Annotated in this window: 25 protein-coding genes; 9 read left to right on the top strand and 16 right to left on the bottom strand. The window is 60.1% G+C overall.

The window, feature by feature from the left end; all coding sequences use genetic code 11:
• Window position 1 precedes the first annotated feature (1 nt).
• The 5 genes from treZ to FIU66_RS04370 all read left to right on the top strand — a co-directional run bounded on the left by treZ (window position 2) and on the right by FIU66_RS04370 (window position 7,624).
• Complete coding sequence (treZ, locus tag FIU66_RS04390; protein ID WP_167621571.1) at window positions 2–1,714, top strand: malto-oligosyltrehalose trehalohydrolase; 1,713 nt, start codon at window positions 2–4, stop codon at window positions 1,712–1,714.
• Window positions 1,711–3,948: a malto-oligosyltrehalose synthase gene (treY, locus tag FIU66_RS04385; protein ID WP_167621570.1), complete on the top strand. Its 2,238-nt coding sequence runs from the start codon at window positions 1,711–1,713 to the stop codon at window positions 3,946–3,948. Before treZ ends, treY begins: the two co-directional genes overlap by 4 nt.
• Window positions 3,949–4,051: 103 nt before the next feature.
• Window positions 4,052–5,185: a sugar phosphate nucleotidyltransferase gene (locus tag FIU66_RS04380; RefSeq protein WP_240544737.1), complete on the top strand. Its 1,134-nt coding sequence runs from the start codon at window positions 4,052–4,054 to the stop codon at window positions 5,183–5,185.
• 13 nt (window positions 5,186–5,198) lie between these two features.
• A complete protein-coding gene (gene glgX, locus FIU66_RS04375; RefSeq protein WP_167621569.1) occupies window positions 5,199–7,274 on the top strand; it encodes a glycogen debranching protein GlgX in 2,076 nt (691 codons plus the stop codon).
• A 20-nt stretch (window positions 7,275–7,294) separates the two neighbouring features.
• Window positions 7,295–7,624, top strand: a complete 330-nt coding sequence (locus FIU66_RS04370) for a DUF2934 domain-containing protein (protein ID WP_167621568.1) — start codon at window positions 7,295–7,297, stop codon at window positions 7,622–7,624.
• Between the two features lie 10 nt (window positions 7,625–7,634).
• Here FIU66_RS04370 and FIU66_RS04365 read toward each other — a convergent pair whose 3' ends face one another.
• From FIU66_RS04365 to FIU66_RS04320, 10 genes are all read right to left on the bottom strand, one after another.
• A complete protein-coding gene (locus FIU66_RS04365) occupies window positions 7,635–8,177 on the bottom strand; it encodes a DsbE family thiol:disulfide interchange protein (RefSeq protein ID WP_240544736.1) in 543 nt (180 codons plus the stop codon).
• Window positions 8,170–8,313 carry a heme exporter protein CcmD gene (gene ccmD, locus FIU66_RS04360; protein WP_167621566.1) on the bottom strand — a complete coding sequence of 48 codons (144 nt, stop codon included), beginning with the start codon at window positions 8,311–8,313 and terminating at the stop codon, window positions 8,170–8,172. Before ccmD ends, FIU66_RS04365 begins: the two co-directional genes overlap by 8 nt.
• Window positions 8,310–9,035 (bottom strand): heme ABC transporter permease CcmC, encoded by a 726-nt coding sequence (ccmC, locus tag FIU66_RS04355; RefSeq protein ID WP_167621565.1) that lies wholly within the window; start codon window positions 9,033–9,035, stop codon window positions 8,310–8,312. The genes ccmD and ccmC overlap by 4 nt, the downstream gene beginning before the upstream one ends.
• 41 nt (window positions 9,036–9,076) lie before the next feature.
• Window positions 9,077–9,733, bottom strand: coding sequence for a heme exporter protein CcmB (ccmB, locus tag FIU66_RS04350; protein WP_167621564.1), 657 nt, complete (start codon window positions 9,731–9,733; stop codon window positions 9,077–9,079).
• Window positions 9,730–10,356, bottom strand: coding sequence for a heme ABC exporter ATP-binding protein CcmA (gene ccmA / locus FIU66_RS04345; RefSeq protein WP_167621563.1), 627 nt, complete (start codon window positions 10,354–10,356; stop codon window positions 9,730–9,732). Before ccmA ends, ccmB begins: the two co-directional genes overlap by 4 nt.
• On the bottom strand, window positions 10,353–10,706 hold the full coding sequence (locus tag FIU66_RS04340) for an Mth938-like domain-containing protein (protein ID WP_167621562.1): 354 nt from the start codon (window positions 10,704–10,706) through the stop codon (window positions 10,353–10,355). The genes ccmA and FIU66_RS04340 overlap by 4 nt, the downstream gene beginning before the upstream one ends.
• Window positions 10,706–11,686 (bottom strand): protein translocase subunit SecF, encoded by a 981-nt coding sequence (gene secF / locus FIU66_RS04335; protein ID WP_167621561.1) that lies wholly within the window; start codon window positions 11,684–11,686, stop codon window positions 10,706–10,708. The genes FIU66_RS04340 and secF overlap by 1 nt, the downstream gene beginning before the upstream one ends.
• 10 nt (window positions 11,687–11,696) lie before the next feature.
• Entirely contained in the window at window positions 11,697–13,361 is a 1,665-nt protein-coding gene (gene secD / locus FIU66_RS04330; RefSeq protein ID WP_167621560.1) for a protein translocase subunit SecD, read from the bottom strand.
• Between the two features lie 37 nt (window positions 13,362–13,398).
• Window positions 13,399–13,734 (bottom strand): preprotein translocase subunit YajC, encoded by a 336-nt coding sequence (yajC, locus tag FIU66_RS04325; RefSeq protein WP_167621559.1) that lies wholly within the window; start codon window positions 13,732–13,734, stop codon window positions 13,399–13,401.
• 126 nt (window positions 13,735–13,860) lie between these two features.
• The gene (locus tag FIU66_RS04320) at window positions 13,861–15,027 is read right to left on the bottom strand and encodes a M20 aminoacylase family protein (protein WP_167621558.1); all 1,167 of its coding nucleotides are present in this window, start codon (window positions 15,025–15,027) and stop codon (window positions 13,861–13,863) included.
• A 61-nt stretch (window positions 15,028–15,088) separates the two neighbouring features.
• Between FIU66_RS04320 and mazG the strand changes: the two genes are divergently transcribed.
• Complete coding sequence (gene mazG / locus FIU66_RS04315) at window positions 15,089–15,907, top strand: nucleoside triphosphate pyrophosphohydrolase (protein ID WP_167621557.1); 819 nt, start codon at window positions 15,089–15,091, stop codon at window positions 15,905–15,907.
• A gap of 60 nt (window positions 15,908–15,967) precedes the next feature.
• Here mazG and dusA read toward each other — a convergent pair whose 3' ends face one another.
• On the bottom strand, window positions 15,968–16,966 hold the full coding sequence (gene dusA / locus FIU66_RS04310) for a tRNA dihydrouridine(20/20a) synthase DusA (protein WP_167621556.1): 999 nt from the start codon (window positions 16,964–16,966) through the stop codon (window positions 15,968–15,970).
• 108 nt (window positions 16,967–17,074) lie between these two features.
• Here dusA and FIU66_RS04305 point away from each other — a divergent pair, with 108 nt between their 5' ends.
• Window positions 17,075–18,223 (top strand): site-specific integrase, encoded by a 1,149-nt coding sequence (locus FIU66_RS04305; RefSeq protein WP_167621555.1) that lies wholly within the window; start codon window positions 17,075–17,077, stop codon window positions 18,221–18,223.
• Window positions 18,224–18,401: 178 nt separating this feature from the next.
• Here FIU66_RS04305 and FIU66_RS04300 read toward each other — a convergent pair whose 3' ends face one another.
• From FIU66_RS04300 to FIU66_RS04285, 4 genes are all read right to left on the bottom strand, one after another.
• Window positions 18,402–19,343, bottom strand: a complete 942-nt coding sequence (locus tag FIU66_RS04300) for a putative phage abortive infection protein (protein WP_167621554.1) — start codon at window positions 19,341–19,343, stop codon at window positions 18,402–18,404.
• Window positions 19,344–19,494: 151 nt separating this feature from the next.
• Window positions 19,495–20,073: a recombinase family protein gene (locus FIU66_RS04295; RefSeq protein ID WP_167621553.1), complete on the bottom strand. Its 579-nt coding sequence runs from the start codon at window positions 20,071–20,073 to the stop codon at window positions 19,495–19,497.
• Window positions 20,074–21,182: 1,109 nt separating this feature from the next.
• Window positions 21,183–22,286, bottom strand: a complete 1,104-nt coding sequence (locus FIU66_RS04290) for a hypothetical protein (RefSeq protein WP_167621552.1) — start codon at window positions 22,284–22,286, stop codon at window positions 21,183–21,185.
• Entirely contained in the window at window positions 22,286–23,560 is a 1,275-nt protein-coding gene (locus FIU66_RS04285; protein WP_167621551.1) for a hypothetical protein, read from the bottom strand. Before FIU66_RS04285 ends, FIU66_RS04290 begins: the two co-directional genes overlap by 1 nt.
• Before the next feature lie 318 nt (window positions 23,561–23,878).
• Between FIU66_RS04285 and FIU66_RS04280 the strand changes: the two genes are divergently transcribed.
• On the top strand, window positions 23,879–24,373 hold the full coding sequence (locus FIU66_RS04280; RefSeq protein ID WP_201281082.1) for a hypothetical protein: 495 nt from the start codon (window positions 23,879–23,881) through the stop codon (window positions 24,371–24,373).
• Window positions 24,374–24,626: 253 nt separating this feature from the next.
• On the opposite strand, the gene FIU66_RS04275 is transcribed toward FIU66_RS04280, so the two are convergent.
• Complete coding sequence (locus FIU66_RS04275; RefSeq protein ID WP_167621550.1) at window positions 24,627–24,818, bottom strand: hypothetical protein; 192 nt, start codon at window positions 24,816–24,818, stop codon at window positions 24,627–24,629.
• Window positions 24,819–25,917: 1,099 nt separating this feature from the next.
• On the opposite strand from FIU66_RS04275, the gene FIU66_RS04270 reads away from it, so the two are divergent.
• Window positions 25,918–26,705 (top strand): IS5-like element ISPme2 family transposase gene (locus tag FIU66_RS04270; RefSeq protein WP_167621549.1). Its coding sequence is split into 2 segments (ribosomal slippage): window positions 25,918–26,254 and window positions 26,254–26,705, totalling 789 coding nucleotides; the frame shifts between segments, so codons are not numbered across the junction.
• Window positions 26,706–26,995: the final 290 nt, after the last annotated feature.

Genomic DNA, 26,995 nt, shown 5'->3' with positions numbered 1-26,995 from the left:
TATGGTGCATGACTGGGGCGGACGCTGGTCCGACGAGGGCTGGACGCTGGGCACCTGGGCGCCCAGGGCGTCAGAGGTGGCCCTGATCCTGAACGGACAGGCGCAGCCGATGACGCGCAATGCCGACGGCTTCTGGACGGCGACCGCCCCGGCCCGGCCCGGCGACACCTATCTGCTGCGCGTGGACGGGCAGGAAATCCCCGACCCGGCAAGCCGGTTGCAGTCGGGTGATGTCCACGCGCCCTCGGTCGTGGTGGCGCCTGCCGATGATCGCCCGCAGGCGGGCTGGAGGGGCCGCGACTGGTCCGAGGCCGTGATCTATGAAATGCACCTGGGCACCTTCACGCCGCAGGGGACGCTGGGGGCCGCTGCCGAAAAGCTGGCGGACCTGGCCGACCTGGGCGTCACGGCGGTGGAACTGATGCCCCTGGGCCAATGGCAGGGGGATCGGGGCTGGGGCTATGACGGCGTGTTGCCCTATGCCCTGCACCCGAGCTATGGCACGCCCGACGACCTGCGGCGCTTCGTCGATCAGGCCCATTCGCTGGGGATCATGGTGATCCTGGATTTGGTGATGAACCATTTCGGCCCCGAAGGCGCCTATCTGCACCACGCCGCACCGCCCTTCTTCGACGAGGCCCGCCACACCCCCTGGGGTGCCGCCATCGACTTTTCCCAGCCTGCCGTGCGGGAATACTGGATCCAATGTGCCGAATACTGGATCGGCGAATACCGCATGGACGGGCTGCGGCTGGACGCGGTCCACCAGATCAGCGGGCCGGGCGCGAACGACTTCATGACGACCTTTGCGGGGCGCATCCGGGCCGTGGACAAAAGCCGCGCCATCCACCTGATCGTCGAGGACGAGCGCAACGAACGCTTCCTGCGCGAGAACGGCTATGATGCAAGCTGGAACGACGACTTCCACCACGCCGTCCATGTCCAGTTGACCGGCGAATCCGACAGCTATTACGCCAGCTTTGCGCATGATCCCTTTGGCGACCTGTGCCTGGCGCTTGAACGCGGCCATATCGAGGAAGGCCAGCCCCGCCCCGGCCGCGACGAACCGCGCGGCGAACCTTGCGGCGATCTGCCGCCAACGGGCTTCGTCAACTCGACCCAGACCCATGACCAGGTGGGCAACCGCGCCCTTGGCGAAAGGCTGCTGTCGCTTGCCGACCCGCAGGGGGTCAAGGTGGCCTATGCGCTGCTGCTGACGGCCCCCTATGTGCCCATGATCTTCATGGGCGAGGAACGGGGTGCGACCACGCCCTTCCTGTTCTTTGCCGACTTCGAAGGCGATCTGGCCAAGGCCGTGCGCGAAGGCCGCGCGGCCGAGTTCGCGGGCATCGCCAGCCTTGGATCGAAGGTGCCCGATCCGCTGTCCCCCGATACCTTCGCCCGCTCCAAGCTGGATTGGAGCGCGGGCGCCAATGCCGCCGAATGGCTGGACCTGACCGCCCGTGCCCTGGCCTTCCGCCGCGACGCCGTCGTGCCGCTGCTGAAAAGCGGCCGCAGCCGGCCTGCCCATGTCGCGCGCCACGGCGCGGCCTCGGCCCATGCGACGTGGTTCTTCAACGCCGGCACGCTGGACCTGCGCCTGTCCCTGGGCCAGGCCGACGAGGGGCTTCAGCCCCTGGGCGGTGCCGGATTCTCGCTTGGCCGCATCGGCCAAGACCCCTTTGCCATCTCTGTCAGCGCAAGGCTCTCATGACCAACATCCCCACCGCCACCTACCGGATCCAGATGCGCGACGGCGTCGATTTCGAACGGGTGACGCAGTTGCTGCCCTATCTGTCGGACCTGGGCGTCTCGCATCTCTACCTGTCGCCGATCTTTCTGGCGACCACGGGTTCGACCCACGGCTACGACATCACCGATCCCACCCGGATCGACCCCGCGCTTGGCGGCCGGGACGGGTTCGACCGGCTGGCCGCGGCCGCCCGCGAACGGGGGCTTGGGATCATCCTGGACATCGTGCCGAACCACACGGCCTTCACCCTGGAAAACCCCTGGCTGCTGGATGTCCTGAAGCAGGGCCAGGCCAGCCGCTATGCCCGGCACTTCGACATCGACTGGGCCGCCGGTCCGCTGGTCCTGCCCTTCCTGCCCGAACCGTTCGAGAAGATGCTGTCCGACGGCGCCTTCCGCGTGGCCGACGGGATGTGGCATTTCGGGGACGTCGCCGTTCCCCTGGCCGAGGACAGCCCCGTCACCAGCGACCTGCGCGCCCTGCACGACAACCAGCACTGGAGGCTGGTGCATTACGCGCTTGAACGGGACGGCATCACCCACCGGCGGTTCTTCAACGTCACAAGCCTGATCGGCATGCGGGTCGAGGACCGGGCCGTCTTCGAAGACACCCACAGCCTGATCTTCGATCTTGTTCGCCAAGGGCAGGTCCAGGGCCTGCGCGTGGACCATATCGACGGGCTGGCCGATCCCGCCACCTACCTTCGGTGGCTGAACGAGGCGCTGCCCGACACGCCTGTCTGGGTGGAAAAGATCCTTGTGGGTGATGAAGCCCTGCCGCCGGAATGGCCCACCGTCGGGACCACCGGATACGAGGCGGCGCGGCTGATCGCCCAGCTTCTGACCGACGCGGCGGGGATCGACAGGCTGGACGGTTTCTGGCGCGAGGCCACCGGCATCTCGACCGAGTTCCGCGAGGAACTGCGTCAGGCCAAGCTGGATGTCCTGGACAATGAACTGGCCGCCGAACGCCGCCAGCTTGGCGACCTGGCCGCGCTTGCGGCCCAAGGCTCTGCCCTGGCCGAGCCGGGCCCAGAATCGCTGCGCGAGGCCGTCACCGCCCTGCTGGTGGCGACCCCCCGCTATCGCACCTATGTCACCGACAGCGCCAGCCCCGAGGACCAGAAGCTTCTGCACGCCATTGCCGAGGATGCGGCACAGGGGCTGCGTGACCGCGCCGTCCTTGATCTGCTGGCCGACCTGATGGCCAATCCCGAAAGCGATGCGGCCCGCGCCTTTGTGCGGCGCTTCCAGCAGGTTTCCGGCGCGCTTCTGGCCAAGGCCCAGGAAGATACCGCAGGGTTCCGCTGGACCCGCTATCTGCCCGCTAACGAGGTGGGCGCAGAACCCGACGAACCCGCCGTGAGTGCCGATCACGCCAATGCATTCCTGGCCGCGCGCCGTGCGTCGGACATGACGCTGGTCTCGACCCACGACACCAAGCGGTCGGGCGATTCCCGGATGCGTCTGGTCGCGATCAGCCACCTGCCCGACGATTTCCATGCCTTGTTTCAGGACGCGGCTGCCTTGCCTTCCGCCCAAGACCTGGAGCCTCGGTGGCAATGGTATGTCGTGCAGGCGGCCCTGGCGGTCTGGGACGGTCAGGCCGAAAACACCACGGACCGGGTCAGCCAGCACATCGAAAAGGCGATGCGAGAGGCCAAGCTGACCAGCTTCTGGACCAATCCCGACGAGGCCGCCGAGAACGCGGCCAAGACCTTCGCCCGCGAGCTGATGCAGCAATGGCAGGCCAGGAACCCCCTGGCCCTTCAGGCGCTGATCCACCGGGGGCAGGCCCTGTCCTTTGCCCAGCTGGCCATCCAGATGCTGATGCCGGGCTTTCCCGACATTTATCGCGGCGACGAAAACGGGCTGCTGGCGCTGACCGACCCTGACAACCGTCTGCCCGTGGACTGGGACGCCCTTGCGGCGCAGGGCGATGATCCCGATGCCAAGCTGCACTGGACGCGGCAACTGCTGGCGCTGCGGCGGGACCAGGCAGATTTTCTGGAAGGTGCAGACGCGCAGGTGCAGGTCGAGGATGATGGCGCCGCCCTGCGCCTGATCCGCAGCCGACAGGACCGGACCATGACGGTCGAGTTTGCCCCTGGTGGGGCGCATGTGCCGGATGCCTTCTTGGCCCGTGCCTTTTTCGACGGCAGCATGGTCAGCGTCCGGACCCGGAACAGCCGCTGATCGGGTTAACAAATGATATCCACTGGAACAATCACGCGTTGTTTCAGTTTGGAAAGCGAGTCGCCCATTGGGCTGCTTGATTTCCAACCAAAGGATAGCGCCGGTGTCAGCTTTGCAGTCCCATCTTGTCTCGAAAACCCGTTCGGACCTGAATGTTGCCACCATCCTGCTGGCGGGCGGCAAGGGCACCCGCCTGCATGAACTGACCGCCGCCGAAAGCAAGCCCGCCGTGCATTTCGCGGGTCGCAACCGGATCGTCGATTTCGCGATGGCCAACATCGTCAGGTCGGGTCTCGACCGGCTTGTGGTCGCCACGCAATTCGCCCCTGCCACCCTGCACGACCACTTGCCGGCACGCTGGGATGGGCATTTCGCATCGGGTGCGATGATCCTGAAGGACGGGCGCGACACCTATCTTGGAACCGCCGATGCGGTGCGCCACAACTGGGCGCAGGTCGAGGGCTGGGGGTCGGATCAGGTCTTGGTCGTGGCGGCGGACCATATCTATGACATGGACTATGCCCCGCTGATCGCGGCCCACAAGGCCTCGGGCGCGGCAGTCACCGTGGCCGTCGATGTGGTGCCCGTCACTGCCGCCAGCGGCTTTGGCGTCATGCAGACCGACACAAGCGGCCGCATTCTTTCCTTCCTGGAAAAGCCCGCCCATCCGCCGGCCATTCCGGGCGATCCCGACCACGCGATGGTGTCGATGGGCATCTATGTCTTCGAGGCCGACTGGCTGCGCGATGCGCTGTTCGGCCGCGACATCGCCTCGCTGGACTTCGGGCACGAGGTCATTCCCGCCGCCGTGGCGCAGGGGCTGGCCATGTCCTATCGCCTGCCGGCGGGTCCGTCGGGCCACACCTACTGGCGCGATGTCGGCACCCTGGAATCGCTGCGGCTGTCGCACCTGGACTTCGTGGGCCAGCAGCCGGCCCGCCTGCCCCGCGCCTCCACGCTGTCGGAATGGTATCTGGGCCGCGGCAGCGTGGCGATGCCCGGCGCGCTTGTCCCGGCCTCGGCCCGGCTGACGCGCTGCCTGGTGGCGCCGGGAACAAAGGTGCCGGCCGGGCTGGTCGTGGGCGAGGATCCGGACGAAGACGACCTGTGGTTCCGCCGCGACAGGGGCACCGTGCTGATCACCCAGGCCATGCTTGACCGGCGAGAGGCCGTGCGCGTGCCCGTGTCGCTGCACGTTGCGACGCGCCCCGTGCTGCAGTCCCGCGATGTCGCCTGAGGTGCAATCGAATATGCGCGACATCAAAGACGCTCCGGCCTTCGATCTTTCCGTCACCCGCCCCGATATCCTCGGCGCCGAATTTCTGGGCGAAGGCACGAACTTCGCCCTGTTTTCCGACCACGCCACAAAGGTCGAGCTGTGCCTGTTCGACGAAACCGGCCAGAAAGAGCTTCACCGGCTTGAGCTGCCCGACATGGAGGGCGGCATCTGGTTCGGCTATCTGCCGGGGATCGAGCCGGGCCAGGTTTATGGCTATCGCGTGCATGGCCCCTATGAGCCGGAACAGGGCCACCGCTTCAATCCGAACAAGCTGCTGCTGGATCCTTACGCCCGCGAATTGCGGGGCCAGATCCAGTGGGACGACGCCCTGCACGGCTACACGATCGGCGAGGACGACCTCAGCTTCGATACCCGCGACAGCGCGCCCTTCATGCCCAAGGCGGTGGTGGTCGATGCGAAGTTCGACTGGGATACGGACCGCGCGATCCGCACGCCCTGGCAGAACAGCATGATCTACGAGGCCCATGTGAAGGGCCTCACCCAGCTTCACCCGGGCGTGCCCGAAGCCGACCGCGGCACCTTCCGGGCCCTGGGCAGCGACGCGGTGATCGAACATCTGCAGCGCATCGGCGTCACGACGCTGGAACTGCTGCCGATCCACGCCTTTGCCAACGATCGCTACCTGGTCGAAAAGGGCCTGTCGAACTACTGGGGTTATTCGACCCTGTCCTTTTTCGCGCCTCATGCGCCCTACCTCAAGTCGGGCCAGATCCGGGAAGTGAAGGAGGCCATCCGCAAGCTGCACAAGGCCGGGATCGAGGTGATCCTGGATGTGGTCTTCAACCACACGGCCGAGGGCAACGAACTGGGCCAGACCCTGTCCTTCCGGGGCATCGACAACGCATCCTATTACCTGCTGTCGCCGGACAACCCCCGGCACGCCTTTGATACCACCGGCACCGGCAATACCCTGAACGTCGCCCATCCCATGGTGCTGCGGATGGTCATGGATTCCCTGCGCTACTGGGTCGAGGCGATGCATGTCGACGGCTTCCGCTTCGACCTAGCCTCGACGCTCGGCCGGGAATCCCAGGGCTTCGAACGCGACGGGTCGTTCTTCAATGCCATCCGGCAGGATCCGGTGCTGTCGGGCGTCAAGCTGATCGCCGAACCCTGGGACATCGGCGAGGGCGGCTATCAGGTGGGCGGATACCGCTGGCCCTTCCGCGAATGGAACGACAAGTTCCGCGACGACACCCGCGCCTTCTGGCGCCGCGATCCGGGCCTACTGCCAGCAATGGCGGAACGCCTGTCGGGATCACCGGTGCAGTTCAACCACAGCCACCGGCCAGCGACCTCGAGCGTGAACTTCGTCGCGGCCCATGACGGCTTCACCTTGTGGGACACCGTCAGCTTCAACGACAAGCACAACGACGCCAATGGCGAGGACAACCGAGACGGCCACGACCACAACCTGTCCGACAACATGGGGGCCGAGGGCGCGACCGAGGACGAGGGCATCATCGCCGCCCGCATCCGCCGGGTCCGCGCCATGCTGGCGACCGTGATGCTGAGCCATGGTGTCCCCATGATCCTTGCGGGCGACGACTTCGGCAACACCCAGGACGGCAACAACAACGCCTATTGCCAGGACAACGCAATCAGCTGGCTGGAATGGAACAAGGCCCGCGACGAGGTGCTGAACGCGGTCCAGGCCCTTGCGGCCTTCCGCCACGAGGTGCCGCTGTCGCAATCGCGCTTTGGCGCCGCGCCGGACGACGCCCAGGACCGGCAGCCGGTTTTCCATTGGCTGCACCCGCGCGGCGGGGCGATGGAAGAAGGCGATTGGCAGGACGCGGAACTGCGCTGCTTCGCCTTGCACCAGATCTCGCCCGACGGGACGGAACTGCTGGTGCTTGTCAACGCGGGCGATGATGCAGAGTTTGCCCTGCCCGAGGGGGAGTGGACCCTTCGCATCGACACCTCGGCCGACGAGGTCGCGCAGGACAGCGCGGTCAGCGGAACCGTTGCCGTCGGCTGGCAAACGGTCATGGCCTTCCTGCGCAACGGCCCGCAAGCGGCGTAATCCAACAAAGGAGGATGTAAATGGATCAGGACCATCAGGAACGCATCAGGCAACGCGCCCACGAAATCTGGGAAAGCGAAGGCCGCCCCGAAGGCCGCGATTCGGATCACTGGAACCAGGCCGAACAGGAACTTCGCGACCAGTCGGGCAGCGGAGACATGTCAGGCGACGGAATGCAGGCGGGCGACAACGCCCAGGCAACGAACCAGGCCATGCCGGACGTGGCCGAGGCGATGGCACCCAAGGCTGCCAAGAAACCCCGCAAACCCGCCGCGCCCAGGGCCAAGTCCGCTAAATCAGACAAGGCCGCAAAGGGCGAATCGACGCCCTATCTGAACGACGGGCCGTGACGCCGGGGGATCACTCCTCGACCTGCAGCGCCTTTTCAAGCTGGGGCAGGAAGCGGTTGGTGTAATCCTCTCTCACCAGTGGGCCTGCAAAGCGATAAAGGATCCGGCCCTCGCCATCGATGATGAAGGTCTCGGGCGGGGCCGTGACGCCCCAGTCGATCGCGGTCCGGCCCTTGGGATCGGTTGCAATGGCCGCGAAGGGATCGCCATCCTCGGTCAGGAAGGCCAGGGCATTGGCATCGGTGTCACGCAGATCGACGCCATAGACCGGCATCTGCGCTGCAAGTTCCGTCAGCGTCGGATGCTCGGCCCGGCAGGGCGGGCACCAGCTTGCCCAGAAGTTCACCAGTTTCACCCCCGGCTGGCGCAGCATCTCGTCCGTCAGTTGGGTCTTCCCGGGCAGCGTCGTCTGCGGGACTGCCGGCGCCTCGCGGCCAACCATGGCCGAGGGAAGCGCCGTCGGATCGTCGCGGTTCATTCCCCACAGGAACATCCCCGCCAGGGCGGCAAAGACCACGGGTGGCAACACGACAAGCGGAGAAATCCTAGCCACGGCTTTCCTGCCTTTCCAGGGCATGGCGGGCACGGGCATTGGCGGCCAGCGTCTCCCAGATCAACCCGCCCAGCAGGGCCAGCGACAGGCCATAGGCGCCGATCACGGCGCCCGCATACTTTCCAAGCTCGATCATGCGCGCATTTCCCTTGCTTGCAGCGCGGCCAGCCGCCGCCTGCGGATTTCGGTGCGGGTGCGGATCAACAGCAGCGACAGGAACAACAGGCCGAAGCCCAGCATCGTCAGATACAGCGGGTATCGGTAAACCGCGCTCATCCGCTCGCCCGACTGGACTGAAAGGCTGGCGCCCTGGTGCAGCCCCTGGTTCCAGAAGAAGACGGCATAGCGCGACAGAAGCGCAAAGACCGATCCGACAAGGCACAGGACCGCGGTCAGGTCGGCGGCGCTGTCGGGATCCTCGATCGCGGACCACAGGGCGATATAGCCGATATAGAACAGGAACAGGATCAGGAAGCTGGTCAGGCGCGGATCCCATTCCCACCAGGTGCCCCACATCGGCTGGCCCCAGACCGCGCCGGTGATCAGGCCGATCAGCGTCATCACCGCGCCGATGGGGGCGGCGGCCTTGGCGGCAAGCGCGCTGACATGGTGGCGGCGGATCAGCCAGATCAGCGATGCCACCAACATCATCACCCAGATGTTGATCGCCATCATGGCGGCAGGGACGTGCAGGAAGACGATCTTGACCGTCGATCCCTGCCGGAAATCATCGGGCGTCAGGAAGCCCCAGACCAGCCCCGTGACGGTGCAGACCGCCGCGCCTGCCACCACCCATGGCAGGATCGCGCCGGATGTGCGCATGAACTTGACGGGGTTGGCATATTCCCAGATCGACATGACTGTTCCCTAGCGTCCGCGGGCTTGCCGCTCAAGCCGCTTCACCGCAGATTGACCCGCAGCGCGGCGGCTGCGGCAAAAGGTATCACGGCAAGCGTGCCCGCCGTGATCCCGGCCAGGAACAGCAGCGGAGTCGCGGTCGCGCCGCCTTCCTGCCCGCGCCGGATCATCTCGGTCCCGAAGATCAGGGTGGGGATGTAAAGCGGCAGCACCAGCAGCGACAACAAAAGCCCTCCGCGCCGCAGGCCCACGGTAATGGCCGCCCCGAAGGCGCCCAGCATCGACAGCGCGGGCGTCCCCAGCAGCAGCGAAACCAGCAACGGCGGGATCGCCTGGCCGGGCAGGTGCAGCAGGATGCCGAACAAGGGGGCGACCAGGATCAGCGGCAGGCCTGTGGTGATCCAGTGGGCCAACGCCTTGACCGCCACCGCCCCTTCCAGCGGCAGCGGCGATGTCGCCAGCAGGTCCAGGCTGCCATCCTCGTGATCCAGGGCAAAGATGCGGTCCAGCGACAACAGGCAGGCCAGCAGCGCGCCCAGCCACAGGATGCCGGGCGCGATGGGTTGCAGCGCGGCAGTGTCGGGGCCGACGCCAAAGGGGACAAGCGCGCAAAGGATCAGGAAGAAGGCCACGCCCAGACCAAAGCCGCCGCCCGCGCGGACGGCAAGGGTCAGGTCGCGCCGCAGCAGGGCGATCATGCGAAGGCTTCGATGAAGCCCGCGGGCTGGGCATCAGAGGACGGTTTGGCCCGGAACGGCGTCAGGTCCAGCACCCGCGCATCCAGCCCCAGGTCGATATGGGTGGCGATCAGCGCCGCGCCGCCTCGCGCCAGATGCCCGCGCACCATGTCGGCAAACCGCGCGACCGAGGCCGCATCCAGCGACACGGTCGGTTCGTCCAGCACCCACAGCGGACGCCGCGCGACCAGCAGCCGCGCCAGACCCAGCCGACGCTTCTGGCCCGCCGACAGCGCCGCCGCAGGCCGGTCCGACAGGGACGCGAGACCCATTGCCGCCATCGCGCCCGCGACATCGCCGCCGCCGAAGACCTGCGCCCAGAAGGCCAGGTTCTCGGCCACGCTCAGCGCGCCCTTCAGCCCGTCGGCATGGGCTGCATAGGCAACCGCGTCGTCATCCATCTTGATCCGGCCCGCGACCGGGGGCTGCAGCCCGGCGACCGTGCGCAACAGCGTCGTCTTGCCGATGCCGTTCGGGCCGCGCAGGATCAGCGCCTGGCCCGCGTCCAGGGTGAAGCTTACCCCCTCGACCGTCCGCAGCCCGCCGCGCGCAACGCACAGGCCTTGGACGGAGAGCAGGCTCACAGCGGCAGCAGGGCGCAGGCGACCCGCCGCCCTTCCGCGACCGTCACGTTGTAGCTGCGCGCGGCCGTGGGCGAGGACATGGATTCTACGGCGATCCCGACCTCGCGCAGGGCCGCCACCAGATCGGCCGGGGCATGGGCAACATCCGCGCCCATGCCCAGAAACAGGACATCGATCCGTCCCCCCAGGGCCAGCAGCGCCGCGCGGTCGTCAAGGCCGCCCCAGGCATCCGCTTCGCCTGCGGTGACCAGAACCGCGCCCTGCATCACCGTCCTGCCAATGCGGAAGAAGCCGGGGCCATAGCCCTCGACCGCAAGGGCCCCGCCGAAATCGCTGGGGGTCAGCTTCATCAGGGACGTTCCGCATTTTCAAAGGGCGAGGCGGCCAGCTTCGGATCCTTCTTGGACCAGTCCCGCTTCACGCCCAGCCACAGCACGATGTTCTTTGCGACATAGATCGTGGAATAGCAGCCGACGACCACCCCGAACAGCATCGCGATCACGAAGTCCCGGATCACGTCGCCGCCGAAGATCAGCATCGCCGTGAGGGCAATCCCGGTCGTCACCGCCGTCATGATGGTCCGCGACAGGGTCTCGTTCGTGGTCAGGTTCATCAGCTCGATCAGCGGTCGCGTCTTGTATTTCATCAGGTTTTCCCGCAGCCGGTCAAAGACGACGACCGTGTCGTTGCAGGAAAAGCCCAACGTCGTCAGCAGCGCCGCGATGGTCGTCAGGTCGAACTTCAGCTGGAACAGAGAAAACAGCCCTACCGTCAGCAGCACGTCATGGATCAGCGACACCACGGCCCCGATCGAGAACTGCCATTCGAAGCGCAGCCAGATATAGGCCATGATGCCCAGGCAGGCCGCGCCCACCGCATAGAAGGCGGTCTTGATCAATTCGCCGGACACCTTCGGCCCGACAGATTCCACGGATGCGAAGGTGATCTGCGGATCGACCTCGTGCAGCGCAGCCTCGATCCGGTTCAACTCGTCCGGGCTGACCGATCCGGTCTCGTCCGTGGTGCCGATGCGGATCATGGCCACGTGGCGATCGGCACCGAAGCTGGGGTCGAAGACCTCGGTGATGGCAAGGTCGCTGAAGCCCAGGTCGTTCAGGGCATCCCGGTAATCACCCACCTCGAAGGCGGTGGGGCTTTCGGTGCGGATGGTGGTGCCGCCCTTGAAGTCGATACCGAAGTTCAGCCCCATCGTGAAGATCAGGATAACAGACGCCACCATCGCCGCCATCGACGCCCCGAAGGTCAGGAACTGCCAGCGGAAGAAATCGATCCGGGTATTGTCGGGGACAAGTTTCAGACGGAATGCCATATCGGTCCCCTTACAGGATCAGTTCTTTGGGCTTGCGCCATTCCAGCCACCACACGATCATCAGCCGTGTCAGGAAGATCGCGGTGAAGACCGAGGTGACAAGCCCGATGGTCAGCGTGACGGCAAAGCCCTTGACCGGGCCGGAACCCAGGAAGAACATCACCGCCGCCGCGATGAAGGACGTGACGTTGGCGTCGATGATCGCGCTCATCGCCTCGTCAAAGCCGTCGCTGATGGCCTTGGCGACGCGCTTGCCTGCCCGCAATTCCTCGCGGATGCGTTCATAGATGATGACGTTGGCGTCCACCGCCGTGCCCACGGTCAGCACGATCCCGGCGATGCCAGGCAGGGTCAAGGTGGCCCCCATGATCGACATGATCGACAGGATCAGGATCACGTTCAGGATCACGGAAATCGACGCGAAGGCCCCGAACAGGCCATAGCTGGCGATCATGTAGGCCACGACCGCAGCCGTCGCGATCACGGACGACAGGCGTCCCGCGTCGATGCTGTCCTGTCCCAGTTCGGGGCCGATGGTACGTTCTTCCAGGAAATCCAGTTGCGCCGGCAGCGCGCCTGCGCGCAGCAGCACGGCCAGCCGGTTCGCTTCCTCGAAGCCCATCGAGCCCGAAATCTGCCCCGTTCCGCCCGGAATGGCCGAGCGGATCACGGGCGCCGAGATCACCTGGTTGTCCAGGACGATCGCGAAGGGCTGGCCGATATTGGCGGCCGTATAGGCGCCGAACTTGCGCGCGCCGGTCGGGTTGAAGCTGAAATCGACGGCGGGCTGGCCGTTCGGGTCGGTTCCCGGCACGGCATTGGTCAGTTCCTCGCCGGTGACGACAGGGCTTTCTTCCAGCGTGTAGTAGATGCCGTCCTGGTCGGCGGACGGCAGGACCACCTGCCCCACGCCCGGCCGCGCATCGGGATTGGTGCCGGTGCCGACAACGGAATTGAAGGTCAGCTTGGCGGTGGTGCCGATCAGCGCCTTCAATTCCTCGGCCGAGCCGATGCCCGGCACCTGGATCAGGATGCGGTCGGCGCCCTGGCGGACGATGGTCGGTTCGCGGGTTCCGACCTCATCGACGCGGCGGCGGATGATCTCGACGCTTTGCTGGACGGTGCGGTCGTCGGTCACGGCCTTTTCGGCGTCCGACAACTGGATGGTGATGGTGTTGCCCTGCTGCTGGATCGCCAGGCTTTGCTGGCCCGCGCCGGTCAGGGTGGCGACCGGGGTCGAAAAACCGCGCACGATTTCCGTCGCGCGGGCGATCTGATCGGCGTTCTCGACCTCGATCTTCAGCGTGCCTTCGGGCGACGGCAGGCGGCGGATCGCGCCAAGCGTGGCGCGTTCGTCGGCAAGCGCACGGCGCAGTTCGGGCCACAGGGCGTCCATGCGGGCCTTGTAGACCTCGGCCACGCGGACCTCGCCCAGCAGATGCGCCCCGCCCCGCAGGTCAAGGCCAAGCGCCACGACCGACGAAGGCAGCCACGACGGCCAGCCATCGCGCGCGGCGGCCAGTTCGGGCGTCTCGACACCGGTGCGCTCGATCTCGGCCACGGCGTCGTTATGGCTTTCGACCCGCTGGTAGAAGAGGTTGGGCACGGCAAAGCCTATGCCCAGGACGCAAAGCCCGACGATCAGGATGCGTTTCCAACGGTCGATCTGAAGCATCTTGCCGAAGCCCTTGATTGTTGTTGTTCTGGTGGCGTCAGGCGTTTGCCGCGACAGGCTCGGACTTGTTCAGAACCTGCGAAACGGTCGAACGGATCACGCGGACCTTGACGCCGGTCGCGATCTCGACCTCCAGCTCGTCGTCGCGGACCGAAGACACCTTGCCGATGATCCCGCCCGAGGTGACGACGTGATCGCCCTTCTTCAGCGCCGAGACCATCTCGCGGTGCTGCTTCATCCGCTTCTGCTGCGGGCGGATCATCAGGAAATACATGATCGCGAAGATCAGGATCAGCGGGATGAACTGCGCAAAGGCTGCAGTAGGGCCTGCACCGCCTGCGGCGGCCTGGGCATAGGCGGGTGTGACGAACATGGATTATCCCTTTTCGGCTGACACGGCGGTCTGACCCCGCCCGAATTGGCGCGCAACCTATCGCCGCCGCCCCGGCTTGGCAAGAAAGGCCGGGAAGGCTTCGGGTCTAGAACAGGATCGTGAACGTCACCGCGCCACGGGCTGCGCGCGTTCGACCAGCCGGGCCAGGAAGCTGGCCCCGATGGGCGAGATCGCATCGTTGAAATCATAGGCCGGGTGGTGGACGCTGGCCGTGTCGCCCTGCCCGATGAACAGATAGCAGCCGGGCCGTTCGTTCAGCATGTAGCTGAAATCCTCGGCCCCCATCTCGCGCCCCGCATCTCCCGAGATGTTGTCATGGCCCACGATCTCCTGCGCCACCTGCACCGCGAAGGCGGTCTGGCCGGGATCGTTGACCGTGGCGGGATAGCCCTCGATATAGGCGAGGCGGATCGAGACGTCATAGGCGGCCGCCTGCCCGTCGCAAATCTGCGCCATCCGGCGGCGGACCATCTCGCGGACATGGGGGGCGAAGGTGCGCACGGTGCCGCAGATATAGGCCGTGTCGGGCACGATATTGTCGGCGCTGCCGGTGTGGATCTGCGTGACCGACAGTGCCAGGTCGTCCAGCGCATAATGGTTGCGGCTGGAGATCGTCTGGATCGCGTTCACCACGGCCACGGCCGCGACGATGGGATCGGCGGTCAGGTGCGGCATCGCCCCGTGCCCGCCACGGCCCTGGACATGGATCTCGAATGTATCGACGGCGGCCATGATCGGGCCGGGTGTGGTGTTCATCATGCCCACGGGCAGGCCGGGGCTGTTGTGCATGGCAAAGACGCGGGTGATGCCAAAGCGGTCCATCATGCCGTCCTGGACCATCGCCTCGCCCCCGCCGCCGTTTTCCTCGGCCGGCTGGAAGATCAGCGCGACGCGGCCCGTGAAATTGCGCGTTTCCGCAAGGTATCGCGCGGCGCCCAGCAGCATCGTGGTATGGCCGTCATGGCCGCAGGCGTGCATCCGGCCCGGCACGGTGGATGCGTAATCCAGGCCCGTCGCCTCGTCCATCGGCAGGGCGTCCATGTCGGCGCGCAGGCCGATGGTGGGGCCCGGCCCTTGCCCCTCGATGATGCCGACGATGCCGGAATTGCCGATGCCGTCATGGATTTCGTCCACGCCGAAGTCGCGCAGGCGTTCCGCCACGAAGGCGGCGGTGCCGAAGCAGTCGAAGCCCAGTTCGGGATGCTGGTGCAGATGCCGCCGCCATTGGGTCATGTCATCCGAAAATTCGGCGATGCGGTTCAGGACAGGCATGTGGACTAAGCACCTTGGCTGTGGCAATGGCCCATCAGGACAGAAGCGAAGGGAAATCGCAATGACCGAACCGATCCGCCGCGATCCCAAGTCCGAGATCGCCCGACTGGTCGATATCATGGCCCAGTTGCGCAACCCCCAGACGGGCTGCCCCTGGGACATCGAGCAGGATTTCGCATCGATCGCGCCCTATACGATCGAGGAAGCCCACGAGGTCGCCGACGCCATCGAGCGGCAGGCCTGGGACGAGCTTCCGGGCGAGTTGGGCGACCTGCTGCTGCAGGTGGTGTTCCACGCGCAGATGGCGGATGAAAAGGGCATGTTCGATTTCGCCGATTGCGCGGCGGCGATCTCCGACAAGTTGGTCTTCCGCCATCCCCATGTCTTCGGCGACGAATCCCGCGACAAGTCTGCCGCCCAGCAGGTCAAGGATTGGGAAGCCATCAAGGCCGTCGAGCGCGCCGGCAAGGCCGAGCGCGGCACGCTGGACGGCGTGGCCTTGGGCCTGCCGGCCCTGACCCGCGCAATCAAGTTGCAGAACCGCGCGGCCCGCGTGGGGTTCGACTGGCCCGGCCCTGCCCAGGTGCTGGACAAGATCGCCGAGGAAACTGCCGAACTGGTCGAGGCCCGCGACAGCCTTGGACCCGACGCGCTTGAGGAAGAGTTCGGCGACCTGCTGTTCGTCATGGCGAACCTGGCGCGGCATCTTGAGATCGACCCGGAACAGGCATTGCGCCGCGCCAACAGCAAGTTCACCCGCCGCTTCCGCGCCATCGAGGCCGCGCTAGCCGCCGAGGGCCGCCGCCCGGAGGACAGCGACCTGGCCGAGATGGACCGGCTGTGGGATCAGGCCAAGGCGGCCGAAAGGGCGGCGGAGTAAGGGGCTTCGCCCCTCGGCCCAACGGGCCTCACCCCAGGATATTTGGATGAAGAAGAAGTCTCACGCCGCCAGTTGCGTGACCTGGCGCAGGGCGGCGTCATAAACCTCGATCCCGCCTTTGGACGCGCCTTCGGACAGGGTGCGTTTCCATCCGCGCGCGCCGGCCATTCCGTGGAACAGGCCCAGCATGTGGCGCGTGATCTGATGCAGCCGTCCACCTGCGGCAAGGTGGGACAGGATATAGGGGCGCATGGCCTGCGCCACTTGATCAGGCGCCTCGAAGGGCGGTCGGTCGCCCCAGAGGCGGTCGGCGCCGCCCAGGATGTCCCAGGGCTGGTGATAGGCCGCGCGCCCGACCATGACCCCGTCCATGACCTGCAGGTGGTCGCGCACCGCGTCCATGTCGGCAATGCCGCCGTTGATCGACAGGTGCAGGTCGGGGAAGTCCTGCTTCATCCGGTGGACCAGCGGATAGTCCAGAGGCGGAATGTCGCGGTTTTCCCTAGGGCTGAGGCCCTGAAGCCAGGCCTTGCGGGCATGGATCGTCACGCGGCGGATGCCGGCGGCGCGCATCCTGTCCAGGAAGTCAGGCAAGACCTGCTCGGGCATCTGGTCATCGACGCCGATGCGGCATTTGACGGTGACTTCGACCGGACTGGCTGCGATCATGCGCCCTACGCATTCGGCCACAAGATCCGGGGTCTTCATCAGCACGGCGCCGAAACAGCCCGACTGCACGCGGTCGCTGGGACAGCCGACATTCAGGTTGATCTCGTCATAGCCCCAATCGGCTGCGATCCGGGTAGCGGCTTCCAGTTCCGCGGGGTCGGATCCGCCCAGCTGCAGGGCGACGGGATGATCGGCGGCATCATAGTCTAGCAGCCGGTGACGGTCGCCGTGGATGATCGCAGGGGCGGTCACCATTTCGGTGTAAAGCAGCGCGCGGCGGGTCATCAGGCGGTGGAAGACGCGGCAATGCCGGTCGGTCCAGTCCATCATCGGGGCAATACTAAGCCTAGCAGAGTGACAAACCGCAGATCTTATTACCTTTTCTTCCATTACGACTACCCACAAGAGCCCTAATTTCGTGTATGATCTTGCATGTTTTTGCGTATGACTACAGCATGTATGACGTAATAGTCATACTTTCACGATGGAGTCATACGCATGGCAACGATAGCCGAACGCAAGCGCAAGAACGGCAACATAAGCTACATGGTCCAGATCATCAAACGCGGTTATGGGTTCAAGGAGTCCCGGACGTTCGACAGTCGGCGCGTTGCCGAGGCATGGGCCAGAAAGCGCGAGCGCGAGATACAAGAAGACATTGACGCGGGACGCCCCATCACTTCCCAGAAGATAGCGCAGAAGACCCTTGGGGATGCCATTGACCTGTATATCGCAGAAAGCCATCAGCAGATCGGCAAGACCAAGACGCAGGTTCTGCGAACAATCCAAAAGGACTACGGCCCCGATATCGCGAACGTCCGGTGCGACCTGATCACGTCCAAGACCATCGTAGACTTCGCCAAGAAGCTGCACGACCGCGACGGGGTGACTTCGGCCTCTACCGTCCTGAACTACCTGTCTCACCTGTCTTCCATCTTTGCCATCGCCAGACCGGCGTGGAACCTGCCGCTCGACGAAAAGGCGATGAAGGATGCCATGACCGTCTGCAAAAAGATGGGTTACACGAAAAAATCAAAGTCTCGGACTCGCAGACCATCAATTGATGAAGTCAACCGATTGATGGAATACTTTCTCGAAAAGCGGATTGCCCGCCCCAATCAAAACCCAATGCACAAGATCATTGCTTTCGCGCTATTTTCGACAAGGCGCCAAGAAGAAATCACTCGCTTACACTGGGCAGACTATGACCCAAAGCACAAACGCATTCTTGTTCGAGATATGAAGCATCCGGGCGAAAAGATCGGCAATGATGTGTTTGTAGATTTGCCTGATCCTTGCTGCGCCATCATCGATACCATGCCGAGGACTGGGACATACATCTTCCCTTACGGCGTTGATGCTATCTCTGCAGCATTCACTCGCGCATGCAAATTTCTAGAAATCACCGATTTGCATTTCCACGACCTTCGGCATGAGGGCATCAGCCGACTGATGGAAATGGGTTATTCCATTCCTCATGCAGCGAAGGTTTCCGGTCACAAGTCTTGGCAGTCACTGCAGCGGTATTCCCATATAAACAAGACGGGCGATAAATGGGAAGGATGGGAATGGATTAAAAAGCTGAAAGATACTAATCTAGATCGCAAGCGCCTAGAAAATTCGAAAACAAATCAAAATGAGAAATAAATTCGCTATCTTAAATTCAAAAACAATGATTTAACTTCAATTTAGTGAATATTTTGGTGCAGGAATAATATAAATTAACTTCTAAATTAGAATTTCTGCGGTGGAAAATCAATAAAGCACTCTCTTGCCATAAATGGCCTTTTTTGGCACCCCGCGAGCAGCCGACACAACGGATGGATCATTGCCGAATGCTTCTTGGAATCCGCACCTTTTTACTTACCGAAGCCAGTTCTCCAAATGCCCCTTTTGGCACATATTCCGCATGACCTCTATCAAGCAGGTGACTAGTGGGAAAACCGGCGAAGCCAGCATGTTTTTCGATAATAAATCGACAAACATCAGACTGGTCCGTTGCTACGTAGTAAAACAGAAGAAGGAGTTCACGAGTAGACAATTGAGAGATAAGAAACCGAACATACAACTTCCCCTCATCGTTTGGAGCCGACGAGGTAAAATCTAGAACAGCCTCGATCTGACGGAAGTAGTGGCTAAGGTCTTGCTCATTTTCTTTTAAAAACGAATCCACCGTCCAATCTAGGATCTCTTTATCACTGCACTTTGAAGAATGCTTCTTGACCTTGTCCTTGTATTTATCACTTAATCTAGTGTAGAAAACCGCGAAGCAATCTCGCCCAGTAATGGGCGGCCGCCCATCTCTTGGAATAAGATCTATTTGACTCACTGAATTATTCAAAGAGGCAACAAGGTTGAAAAATGTGGTCTCGAAAGTCTGCTTCTCTAGTATAGTTTTCTGTCCGGTTTGAGCGTCTGCGGTCCTTTCAAACTGCTTTCTTGCCTCACTTAATTCTCGCTGCTGCAGGGTTATCGTTATAAGGAGTCCCATAAACGTAAGGAACGTGAGTATTGGGTTAAGAACGCCACCAAAGAAGTCTCCCCATTCTCCAAACCCCGACTTACCAAGTGAGAATAAGTTAACAATGAACACAAGAACAGCGAACAGAAACGCTGCGCGAAACAGAAAATACAAACGCCCAGATTCTTCACCTTGGGAAAAATTAATAAATCTCTCGAATTTAATAAGGAATTTTTCGTCAAGCTGTGCGAAGAACATCGGGATACGCTTAGCTGAATCCCATGCGTTGAAAAAATTGATTTTCATTTTCATACTCACAAGTCAATCAAACGATAAACTCATATACTTACGACATAATCAGCAAGGTGCTTCCAAATAAGGACCGTCAGGGGCTTCTATCTATCTTACTAGATGATAGCTGCTGGAAACGCCAGATTCTTTGGTGTGCTAAATTTACCTATACGCGCGCTCGCCCCGGCACTCTGTCTGACTTCAGGATGTTGTAGACACTCGCACGGCTAATACCAAGGCGTCGCGCGATGTCGGATGCACCTACACCAGCGGCTCGAAGTTCCGTGACTTGCGCCACCTTCCGAAGAGCGGTTGGCGCGCGACCCTTGTATTTGCCTTCGGCCTTGGCTTTGGCAATCCCTTCTCGCTGCCGCTCCAACATGATCTCTCGTTCAAATTCTGCGACGCCGCCTAGGATGTTTAGCATAAGCTTTCCAGTGGGGGTCTTAGTATCTATCCCCATCCCGAGGATGTTGAGGGCTGCCCCCTTTGTAGTAATCCGTTTCAGTAGTTCGTGCATGTGGGGGACAGACCGCGCTAGGCGGTCGAGTTTGGTCACGACGAGGGTGTCCCCCTCTCGAAGAAAGTCTAGAGCCGCGGCTAGTTGCTCCCGCTTAACCACATCAACTGACGAGATTTGCTCTCGGAAGATTTTCTCGCAACCTGCGGATAGAAGTTCACGTTCTTGGGCTTCAATGCCCGCTAGTTGGTCAAGAGTAGAGGTGCGGGCGTAACCTACGAGCAAGAACTGGCCTCATTTGTCTAGCACGATTCTTAGACTATAGTAGACCTTTGTCTAATAATTGGAAATCCATTCTATTTGGACGCAAATGGCCGTCCTGGTAGATGTTCAACATGGGCACGCCACAAATAGACAAGGGAGGCCATCAAGCAACTAGTAGCCGCCCCAGGACACGTAGAAACTGCAGCAACTCAGCTTCAAAGCGCAGCCGCAGGCCTGAGACCCAGGGATATTGGACACCGACATAAGTAGCAACGTGTCGGCTTGGTCTGAGCGGGATGTTGGATCTTGAGACCGATCTGCGTTACCTGCTACCACGAAGGAACCTCATCGCGACGGAAGAGCGACAAGCACAGAAAACGCGAAATACCCGGCAGAGTGAACGCTCTGACAACATCTACTCGTGAAGCTCGCAACGAGGACACGACTGCTGAGTATAACCTGATGGAAGCTATAAAACTGCATGTAGGTCCACTACCCAGTGGCTACAGCGGGACGGGCTACTTTCTAGAGCCTTACGGACAGCCCATTTTTCTTGAGGATCACAACATCTTCGTCTGCGACTTGTCTGTCGCTGTTCCGAAAGACATGGGAACATTTTGGATATACGTTGAGGAAACGAAAAAGCCCGGCAACGTTTGCGGAATGTTCACATTCGGAGTCGCTCAATCATGTATAACAAGCGATACAAGCGAGGTTTTGCCGTGCCATAGGCGGAAGGGGATCGCCACTGCAGTGTATCGCTTCGTTCAAAACACTCTAGAGATGGAAGTTCGACCAAGCAGTCTGCTTAGCCCTGATGCTGAAGCGTTTTGGAGATCATTGAGCAAAACGCTAAAAGCGAATAAGGACGAATAGTTATAGCTTACGCAGCACTAAATTATGCCTCCTATGACGCTTTAGGCATCACACAAAACAGAGCAGTGCAAGGAACGGAGCATATTACTGTGACTTCGTGATCGGCAAGGCGCGAGCCACTACAACGATGACCTCTGCAAGGCAGTGGAAGGCTCACTGCATAAAGCTCGCCTCCCCTACCTTCCAAAGCTTTGACAGTTTCTTTTTGTGTTAGATCAAGAGCGGCTATCCGCAGCTTGATGCACATCGAAAGACTAACTAAAACTCAGCACTTCTTCCGTCATTTTCTTTTCCAGATCCTTTGGCAAGCGACATGCCTCCGTCACGTAGGATATCGCTGCGCTTATGAATTGCGCAAGCCGATCATTCTGCTTAAAGCGTGCTCGCAATGCCTGATCGAAGTTAATGTCGACGCGGGCAACTTGGCGAATCGACAACTCTCGGCATGACAAAGCACATTCAAAGATGTCATCAGGGGCCGAAATCACTAGGCCAGCAAATCCCACTAAACGCTTCCACGCTGGAAATTCCTGAAGTTCAGCCGCAGCTTCTGCTACTATTCCAGATCGAATAGCATTTTCAAAGAGCGCTTGCCGGATTGAAAATGACTCGTGCCCTCCCCAGACATAGAAACGCAACGCATCTTCAAACTGTTCACGCTTCATATTAGGATTATAGATCCTACGTATATCACGGCCCATCCTCGACCAGAGAATGAACATATACGATATCACATCAAAAACGATGGAGACATGTTCTGCCTTTGCCGGATCGATGTTACCCCGTTCTTTTCTCGTCGCAACTAAAATTTTCCGGAAAGTTTGCTCTGGCCTAGTCGAAAGTGGCGCAACATTTCTACACAAATCGAAAAGTTCTTTTGACCAGCCTGCCTTATCGAAAGCATCATAAACCAGATTCCAGCGATCTATCGATGACTGATAGCAGGTATCAGAATCAAAATCCTGGGCTTTAGTTCTACCAAGTTCCTCAAAAGACTTCTCGTCGTGAAGATCAACGTTAATCTTAAGCGCGGAGATACGATGATTGAACAGTGCGGGTTTTCCCAGAATAACAAACGCGCCGTCCGTGCCGGTGTAACTTACCAGACCGGAGGCCCAGAAGGCCCTAGCGATTGCACTAAGCTTGCTGCTGCTTTTGCAATCAAAAACTATTCTTCTTAAGTTTCCATCAGTGACGTTCTCAATCCCCAAGACGTCAATATCCGTGAGAACCTCCGGAGCACTTGTGAGGTCTGATGCTGAATTCACCACGACCTCAAGGCAGGGCAGATAATTTTGCGCAAGGCAATACCGCAGCGCAATCTGCTTCTGGTGCCGATCCTTATCAAACTTTCCCATTATTCAAACTTCATAATAAGTTGGGTATATTCTTCGACAGCTTGCGGATCGGAAATGTCGCGCTCTCTTTTCTTAAGTTCAGCAGCAGCAACTAAAGACTGTATATATGTTTCGTCCTTAGAAAGCGCTATTTTAGCCTCCTGGTTAAACTCCATATTGGCGACCTCGCCCGTTTGCAAGACGTCGATTGCAAGATCAATTGCTGCTTCGTTTTCGGGAGTCTTGTGCAAGTGAAGCTGCCAACGGCCTGAGGAAACCTCTTGTAGATAAGCTACTCGAAGAACAACTAGGTTGCGATACTGAGAGTCCGCCTCTGAGTTCGATTTCAGAAAACCTACGTCCCGGAGCTTCCTTAGAATGGCCAACGGATACTTAATTTTATACTGATCTGCAAGCAGTTGGCCTTTCCTTACTGCCGAGACTAGAGCCATCGCTCTCTCATATATTTCTCTATTTGCACCGTTCAATCGAGCCGAGCCAGGCTTAGGCGTAAAGACAAAAGACTCACTTCTAGAGCCAAAATTGATGGTGGGCGGCTTGATGATTCCTTCGCTTGTCAGCTTTATTAGAAGATCTCTTTCAGTGGGCGAGATTGAACTGGAGCCGATACGTCCCGATGAGATTGCTAGTGATAAAGGCCAGCCTTGATTGTCCTTCACCTTCTGTAGCACAGACGTCAGCGCTGGCGCCCCTACGGCGGCAACAGTGTCGGCGAGGCCATCTAGATTATCCGAGTAGTAGAAAGGGCTTAGCAGGATGCTTTTTCCGCGTGCCTTTTGTTCAGATAGCATACCCGCCTGAGAACCAAATTGAATGCATCTTCGAAGGACGTTCGGATCGATTCCGCTCTTCGCCTCGAAAGAATGCTTGTTTTGCGGAGACTGACGCAAAGCCTGCAAAATTCGCAGTGTCGCTTGCTCATGTTCGTTCATTCTGAGTTCAGTTTTTGAAAATTCCCCTAAACCCTCGTAAACGTCGTCGAAAATAGGGATATTCGGAATGACCTTCTCTATGGTTCGTCCTGAAGACACCAAACGAATGAACTCGATTTCTTCCAGAATTTGGAGAACCTGAGGGAGCGCCCGAGAAGAGACAGACATGAAGTGGTCTGAAACTTTCCTAAGGACTTCGTATTCAATCGCCCCTAGGCCTTTGATGTGCACTGCAAGGGTTGCTGCCATTCCCAGGAGGGGCAGATTGTCGTATTCGGTTATGTTAAACCCGCCCAATCCTGAATGAAGGTCATAAGCGTATTCAGCCGTTTCCTTAGTCATATCAGCGCCTTGTATCAACCTAGCGGTGATCTATCCGCATTTGTGCAGCTAAGTCAAACAGGACGTAGTAGTGGTGGAGCAAATGAGGTTCAGAAAGCTGCAGGATGGTTTATCCCAGTCATTTCGACGGATGTGGCAGCGGGTTGGTGAAGGCGACCGCCTCAGCCTGACTTCAGGTGGTGCGGCTGCTGATCCAGAGACCGGCTGCGGCTAGCGCTGACCAAGGAGCGCGATGCACGTTCCGAGGCCTTGTTTCGGGCAGCGGTGAAAGCCGGTGACATTCAGTTCCGGTTGCGACTGGACGGGAACAACTGGCAGATGCCCGACCACATGCTGACCTCTGAAGCAGCGAACTCTTACCACCTGACAGGCAGCGACGGTGGCGCTCTGAAGCGCAGCCTGTTTTCACCGGTCTTCCGAGACGAGTTGAACGGCCAGGAACAGAATGTGGCCGTGCACCTTGACGGGGATGGCACCGTAAAATGGTGGCACCGAAATGTGGCGAAAGCTGGATACGGCATGGGCCTGCAAGGATGGAAACGCGGGCGCATCTATCCCGACTTCATCTTTGCCACACGCGGCGACGAGGGCGCGGGGCGGATCGTGGTCTTAGAAACGAAGGGGGATCATTTGCAAAACCCAGATACTGACTACAAGCGCGGCGTGATGGACTTCCTGAGCAACAGTTTTTCCTGGGATCAGACCGTGCCAGCGGGGCAGCTTCAGATTGCTATGACCAACGAGACGGTGGAGTGTGCCTTAGTATTGATGGAAGACATTCAAGCTGTTTTACCAAAACTGATAACGTCATGAACGATAGAGCGCGATCCATCTTGCCCTACGTCCATGGCAACTGCTCTCGGATAGCCATCCGAGCACTAGTTACAAAGTCGCGCTCGCCATTATCCATGGCAGAATAGAACTTCGCTACACTACACACCAAAGTTGTCATTTCAGACCGGCCCTCAAGCCCGGCAAGATGCCTACCTTCCCGAAGCCCAGCTTCAAGTGTGTCCAAGCGGGCTTTGATCTTATCTCTGATACTCAATCTTTTTTCGCCTCCGGATCAAAGTTTCGGCTTGATGCCTTGCTTCTGCATCATTTCCGTTATGAAACGTGAATGCTCACCAAGGGGCTGGGACCATTTCTCATTTGGATCATAGCCGACAATACTAATAAGCTGCCCGCGTTCAGGACTTTCCAATCGCATAGAGGCCAGGATATCTAACGCTTCTGATCTGGAAATATTCTTTTTCATCCTCAACTCAATTCGATTCCGCACCACTTTTTTTATCAAATAATTGAGCCTGCCGCAACACCACCAGTCTAATTTTTAAGATGACAGGGATATAACGGCAGGAAGCTTTGCGAATTTTAGTTCGGCCCGAGGCGTGACAGCTTCGGCAAGGTCTTAAGTGGTGACTACCTCGTCTATGCTAACAGTTTCGAATTTCGCTGGGCAAAATGGGTAACGTTACAGGATGTTGGAATCGGGCGGCGCGGAACATCGTTGGTCATCAGCATGGGTTCATCCGCGACAAGGAAGCTGTAGACGCGGCCAGACGGGTGAGAGACGCCCTTATCCTGACTCCATACATGACAAGCAACGACTGGCACGACAAAGCCTCATTCGGCAAGGGCGATGTCTTCGTTAGTCATCCCCAACGTTTGCTGGCATGACCGTCAGCGTTCCCGGCCTCCAAGGCACATTTCCTTCGATTTAAGGGCCATTTTTAGCCCGTTTAGGGTCCTACCCCTGCCCGGAACGATACGGCCCGTCAGCGGCCTTCCTAGAGCCTGTGCGGGGCTGTGTAGTCAGAACGTTACCGACAGTCGTTCGGCACCGGCAAGACAGCGCGGAACGGCACATATGATGTGAGGAGGAACGCCGAGCCAAACGGAATACGGAATTATCAGGAAAGAAGATTTCTCAATCGCCTTCGCCGATGATCTGCAAACGATGCGAAATGATCATGAGACAGTGAGGTTAGACGCGGCAGCGGATAACCGAACCCATAGAGGTTTTCAATCTTTGAAGTTTCTAGTCGAAACCTGATAAAGGACTATAAGAGAATGGGCCAGCGGACCGCAGCGCGGGCCGATGCCCTTCCGACGAGCCTTGGCGAGGAAGGAAGGACCCTGATCCGTCACCCGATGAGAATCCTTCATCAGGAAGTCATTTAGGCCGAAGGCCGTCAACCCTGACCTGATAGAGAATTTCAGTTTAGGGCCAGAGGCCCGTCTACCTTCATCCCATGAGAACCCATACATCCAATTTCATGAATTAAAAAGTATAGGGCGTGTTGACAAAAGGGATTCACCGGGCGCGGTGATCGTGATTCAAGCTGGTATCTGCAATGGAGACCAGCGTGGCACGAAACCTGATGTCGAACGACGAGTGGGCGTTCTTTGAACGCTTCATCCTGGCTGTCCGTTCTCCGAACGGCCGCAAGCCCACGAACCATCGGCTTGTTCTGGATGGGATTTTCTGGATCGCCCGAACGGGGTCGCCCTGGCGCGACCTGCCGGAAGAGTTCGGCAAATGGTCGTCTGTCTATCGGCAGTTCCGGCGCTGGACGTTGGCGGGGCTGTGGGAACAGATCCTGGAGGCGCTGAACGAGAGCCGGATCGTGCCGGATGCGCTGCAGATGATCGACAGCACCGTGGTTCGCGCTCATCATCAGGCAGCGGGCGCAAAAGGGGGACTCCGCGCCAAGGTTTCGGCCGCTCGCGAGGTGGCTTCACGACCAAGATCCATCTGCGGGTCAATGCGGCAGGCCTGCCCATGAGAACCGAGATCACGGCCGGGCAGACATCGGACTACCTCGGCTTCGATCTGGTCATGCCTGACAACCTGCCCGAGCCAAGCGTTCTGCTCGCAGACCGCGGCTACGACTCCGACAACATCCGCAAGACCATGGAGGTGCGCGACGTGGTGCCGGTCATCCCCATGCGCAAAACCCGGAAGCTACGGGTCGCCGTTGACCGCAGGCTCTACCGCCTGCGCAATCTCGTTGAGCGGTGCTTCAACAAGCTCAAGAATGCCCGTCGCGTCGCCACCCGCTACGACAAGACCGCCGAAAGCTTCCTGGGCTTCATCGACATCACGTCGATCCGCCTCTGGCTCCGCCATTTGTCAACATGACCTAGTGTCAGTTGATAAATCTACATTATACGTTTTTAATGAATCATTAAGAGTCACTATACTTCTTAATTGTCTTATCGATCCAGATTCGTTGCTCAACATTCCTATGATCGTTCCGTCATCAAGGCTACGGTTTGCCGCCTTCATGCCTCATGAAGCTTGCTGTTCAATAAACCTTATGCTATAAGGAAGCGTAGTCGGTTTTACCGATTCGTTGCCATGTTCGCTCTTTGCGTTTTACGCATGGCAGCAATTCCCAAACATCAAAGCTTATCGGGTCATTTCGGCCC

The sequence above is a fragment of the Paracoccus sp. AK26 genome (assembly GCF_011801365.1).
Lineage (GTDB): Bacteria > Pseudomonadota > Alphaproteobacteria > Rhodobacterales > Rhodobacteraceae > Paracoccus > Paracoccus aerius.
Note: the sequence above shows the minus strand (reverse complement) of the source record. Positions and strands in the feature narration are given on the sequence as shown.

What these genes read in the sequence shown, in the direction of transcription:
- FIU66_RS04300 (WP_167621554.1), bottom strand. Translation starts at nt 19,343, where the DNA reads ATGAAAATCAATTTTTTCAACGCATGGGATTCAGCTAAGCGTATCCCG.
- FIU66_RS04280 (WP_201281082.1), top strand. Translation starts at nt 23,879, where the DNA reads ATGCCCGACCACATGCTGACCTCTGAAGCAGCGAACTCTTACCACCTG.
- FIU66_RS04370 (WP_167621568.1), top strand. Translation starts at nt 7,295, where the DNA reads ATGGATCAGGACCATCAGGAACGCATCAGGCAACGCGCCCACGAAATC.
- secD (WP_167621560.1), bottom strand. Translation starts at nt 13,361, where the DNA reads ATGCTTCAGATCGACCGTTGGAAACGCATCCTGATCGTCGGGCTTTGC.
- FIU66_RS04290 (WP_167621552.1), bottom strand. Translation starts at nt 22,286, where the DNA reads ATGGGAAAGTTTGATAAGGATCGGCACCAGAAGCAGATTGCGCTGCGG.
- dusA (WP_167621556.1), bottom strand. Translation starts at nt 16,966, where the DNA reads ATGGAAGAAAAGGTAATAAGATCTGCGGTTTGTCACTCTGCTAGGCTT.
- yajC (WP_167621559.1), bottom strand. Translation starts at nt 13,734, where the DNA reads ATGTTCGTCACACCCGCCTATGCCCAGGCCGCCGCAGGCGGTGCAGGC.
- treZ (WP_167621571.1), top strand. Translation starts at nt 2, where the DNA reads ATGGTGCATGACTGGGGCGGACGCTGGTCCGACGAGGGCTGGACGCTG.
- FIU66_RS04340 (WP_167621562.1), bottom strand. Translation starts at nt 10,706, where the DNA reads ATGAAGCTGACCCCCAGCGATTTCGGCGGGGCCCTTGCGGTCGAGGGC.
- FIU66_RS04320 (WP_167621558.1), bottom strand. Translation starts at nt 15,027, where the DNA reads ATGCCTGTCCTGAACCGCATCGCCGAATTTTCGGATGACATGACCCAA.
- FIU66_RS04285 (WP_167621551.1), bottom strand. Translation starts at nt 23,560, where the DNA reads ATGACTAAGGAAACGGCTGAATACGCTTATGACCTTCATTCAGGATTG.
- secF (WP_167621561.1), bottom strand. Translation starts at nt 11,686, where the DNA reads ATGGCATTCCGTCTGAAACTTGTCCCCGACAATACCCGGATCGATTTC.
- ccmD (WP_167621566.1), bottom strand. Translation starts at nt 8,313, where the DNA reads ATGATCGAGCTTGGAAAGTATGCGGGCGCCGTGATCGGCGCCTATGGC.
- treY (WP_167621570.1), top strand. Translation starts at nt 1,711, where the DNA reads ATGACCAACATCCCCACCGCCACCTACCGGATCCAGATGCGCGACGGC.
- FIU66_RS04275 (WP_167621550.1), bottom strand. Translation starts at nt 24,818, where the DNA reads ATGAAAAAGAATATTTCCAGATCAGAAGCGTTAGATATCCTGGCCTCT.
- FIU66_RS04305 (WP_167621555.1), top strand. Translation starts at nt 17,075, where the DNA reads ATGGCAACGATAGCCGAACGCAAGCGCAAGAACGGCAACATAAGCTAC.
- glgX (WP_167621569.1), top strand. Translation starts at nt 5,199, where the DNA reads ATGCGCGACATCAAAGACGCTCCGGCCTTCGATCTTTCCGTCACCCGC.
- ccmB (WP_167621564.1), bottom strand. Translation starts at nt 9,733, where the DNA reads ATGATCGCCCTGCTGCGGCGCGACCTGACCCTTGCCGTCCGCGCGGGC.
- mazG (WP_167621557.1), top strand. Translation starts at nt 15,089, where the DNA reads ATGACCGAACCGATCCGCCGCGATCCCAAGTCCGAGATCGCCCGACTG.
- ccmC (WP_167621565.1), bottom strand. Translation starts at nt 9,035, where the DNA reads ATGTCGATCTGGGAATATGCCAACCCCGTCAAGTTCATGCGCACATCC.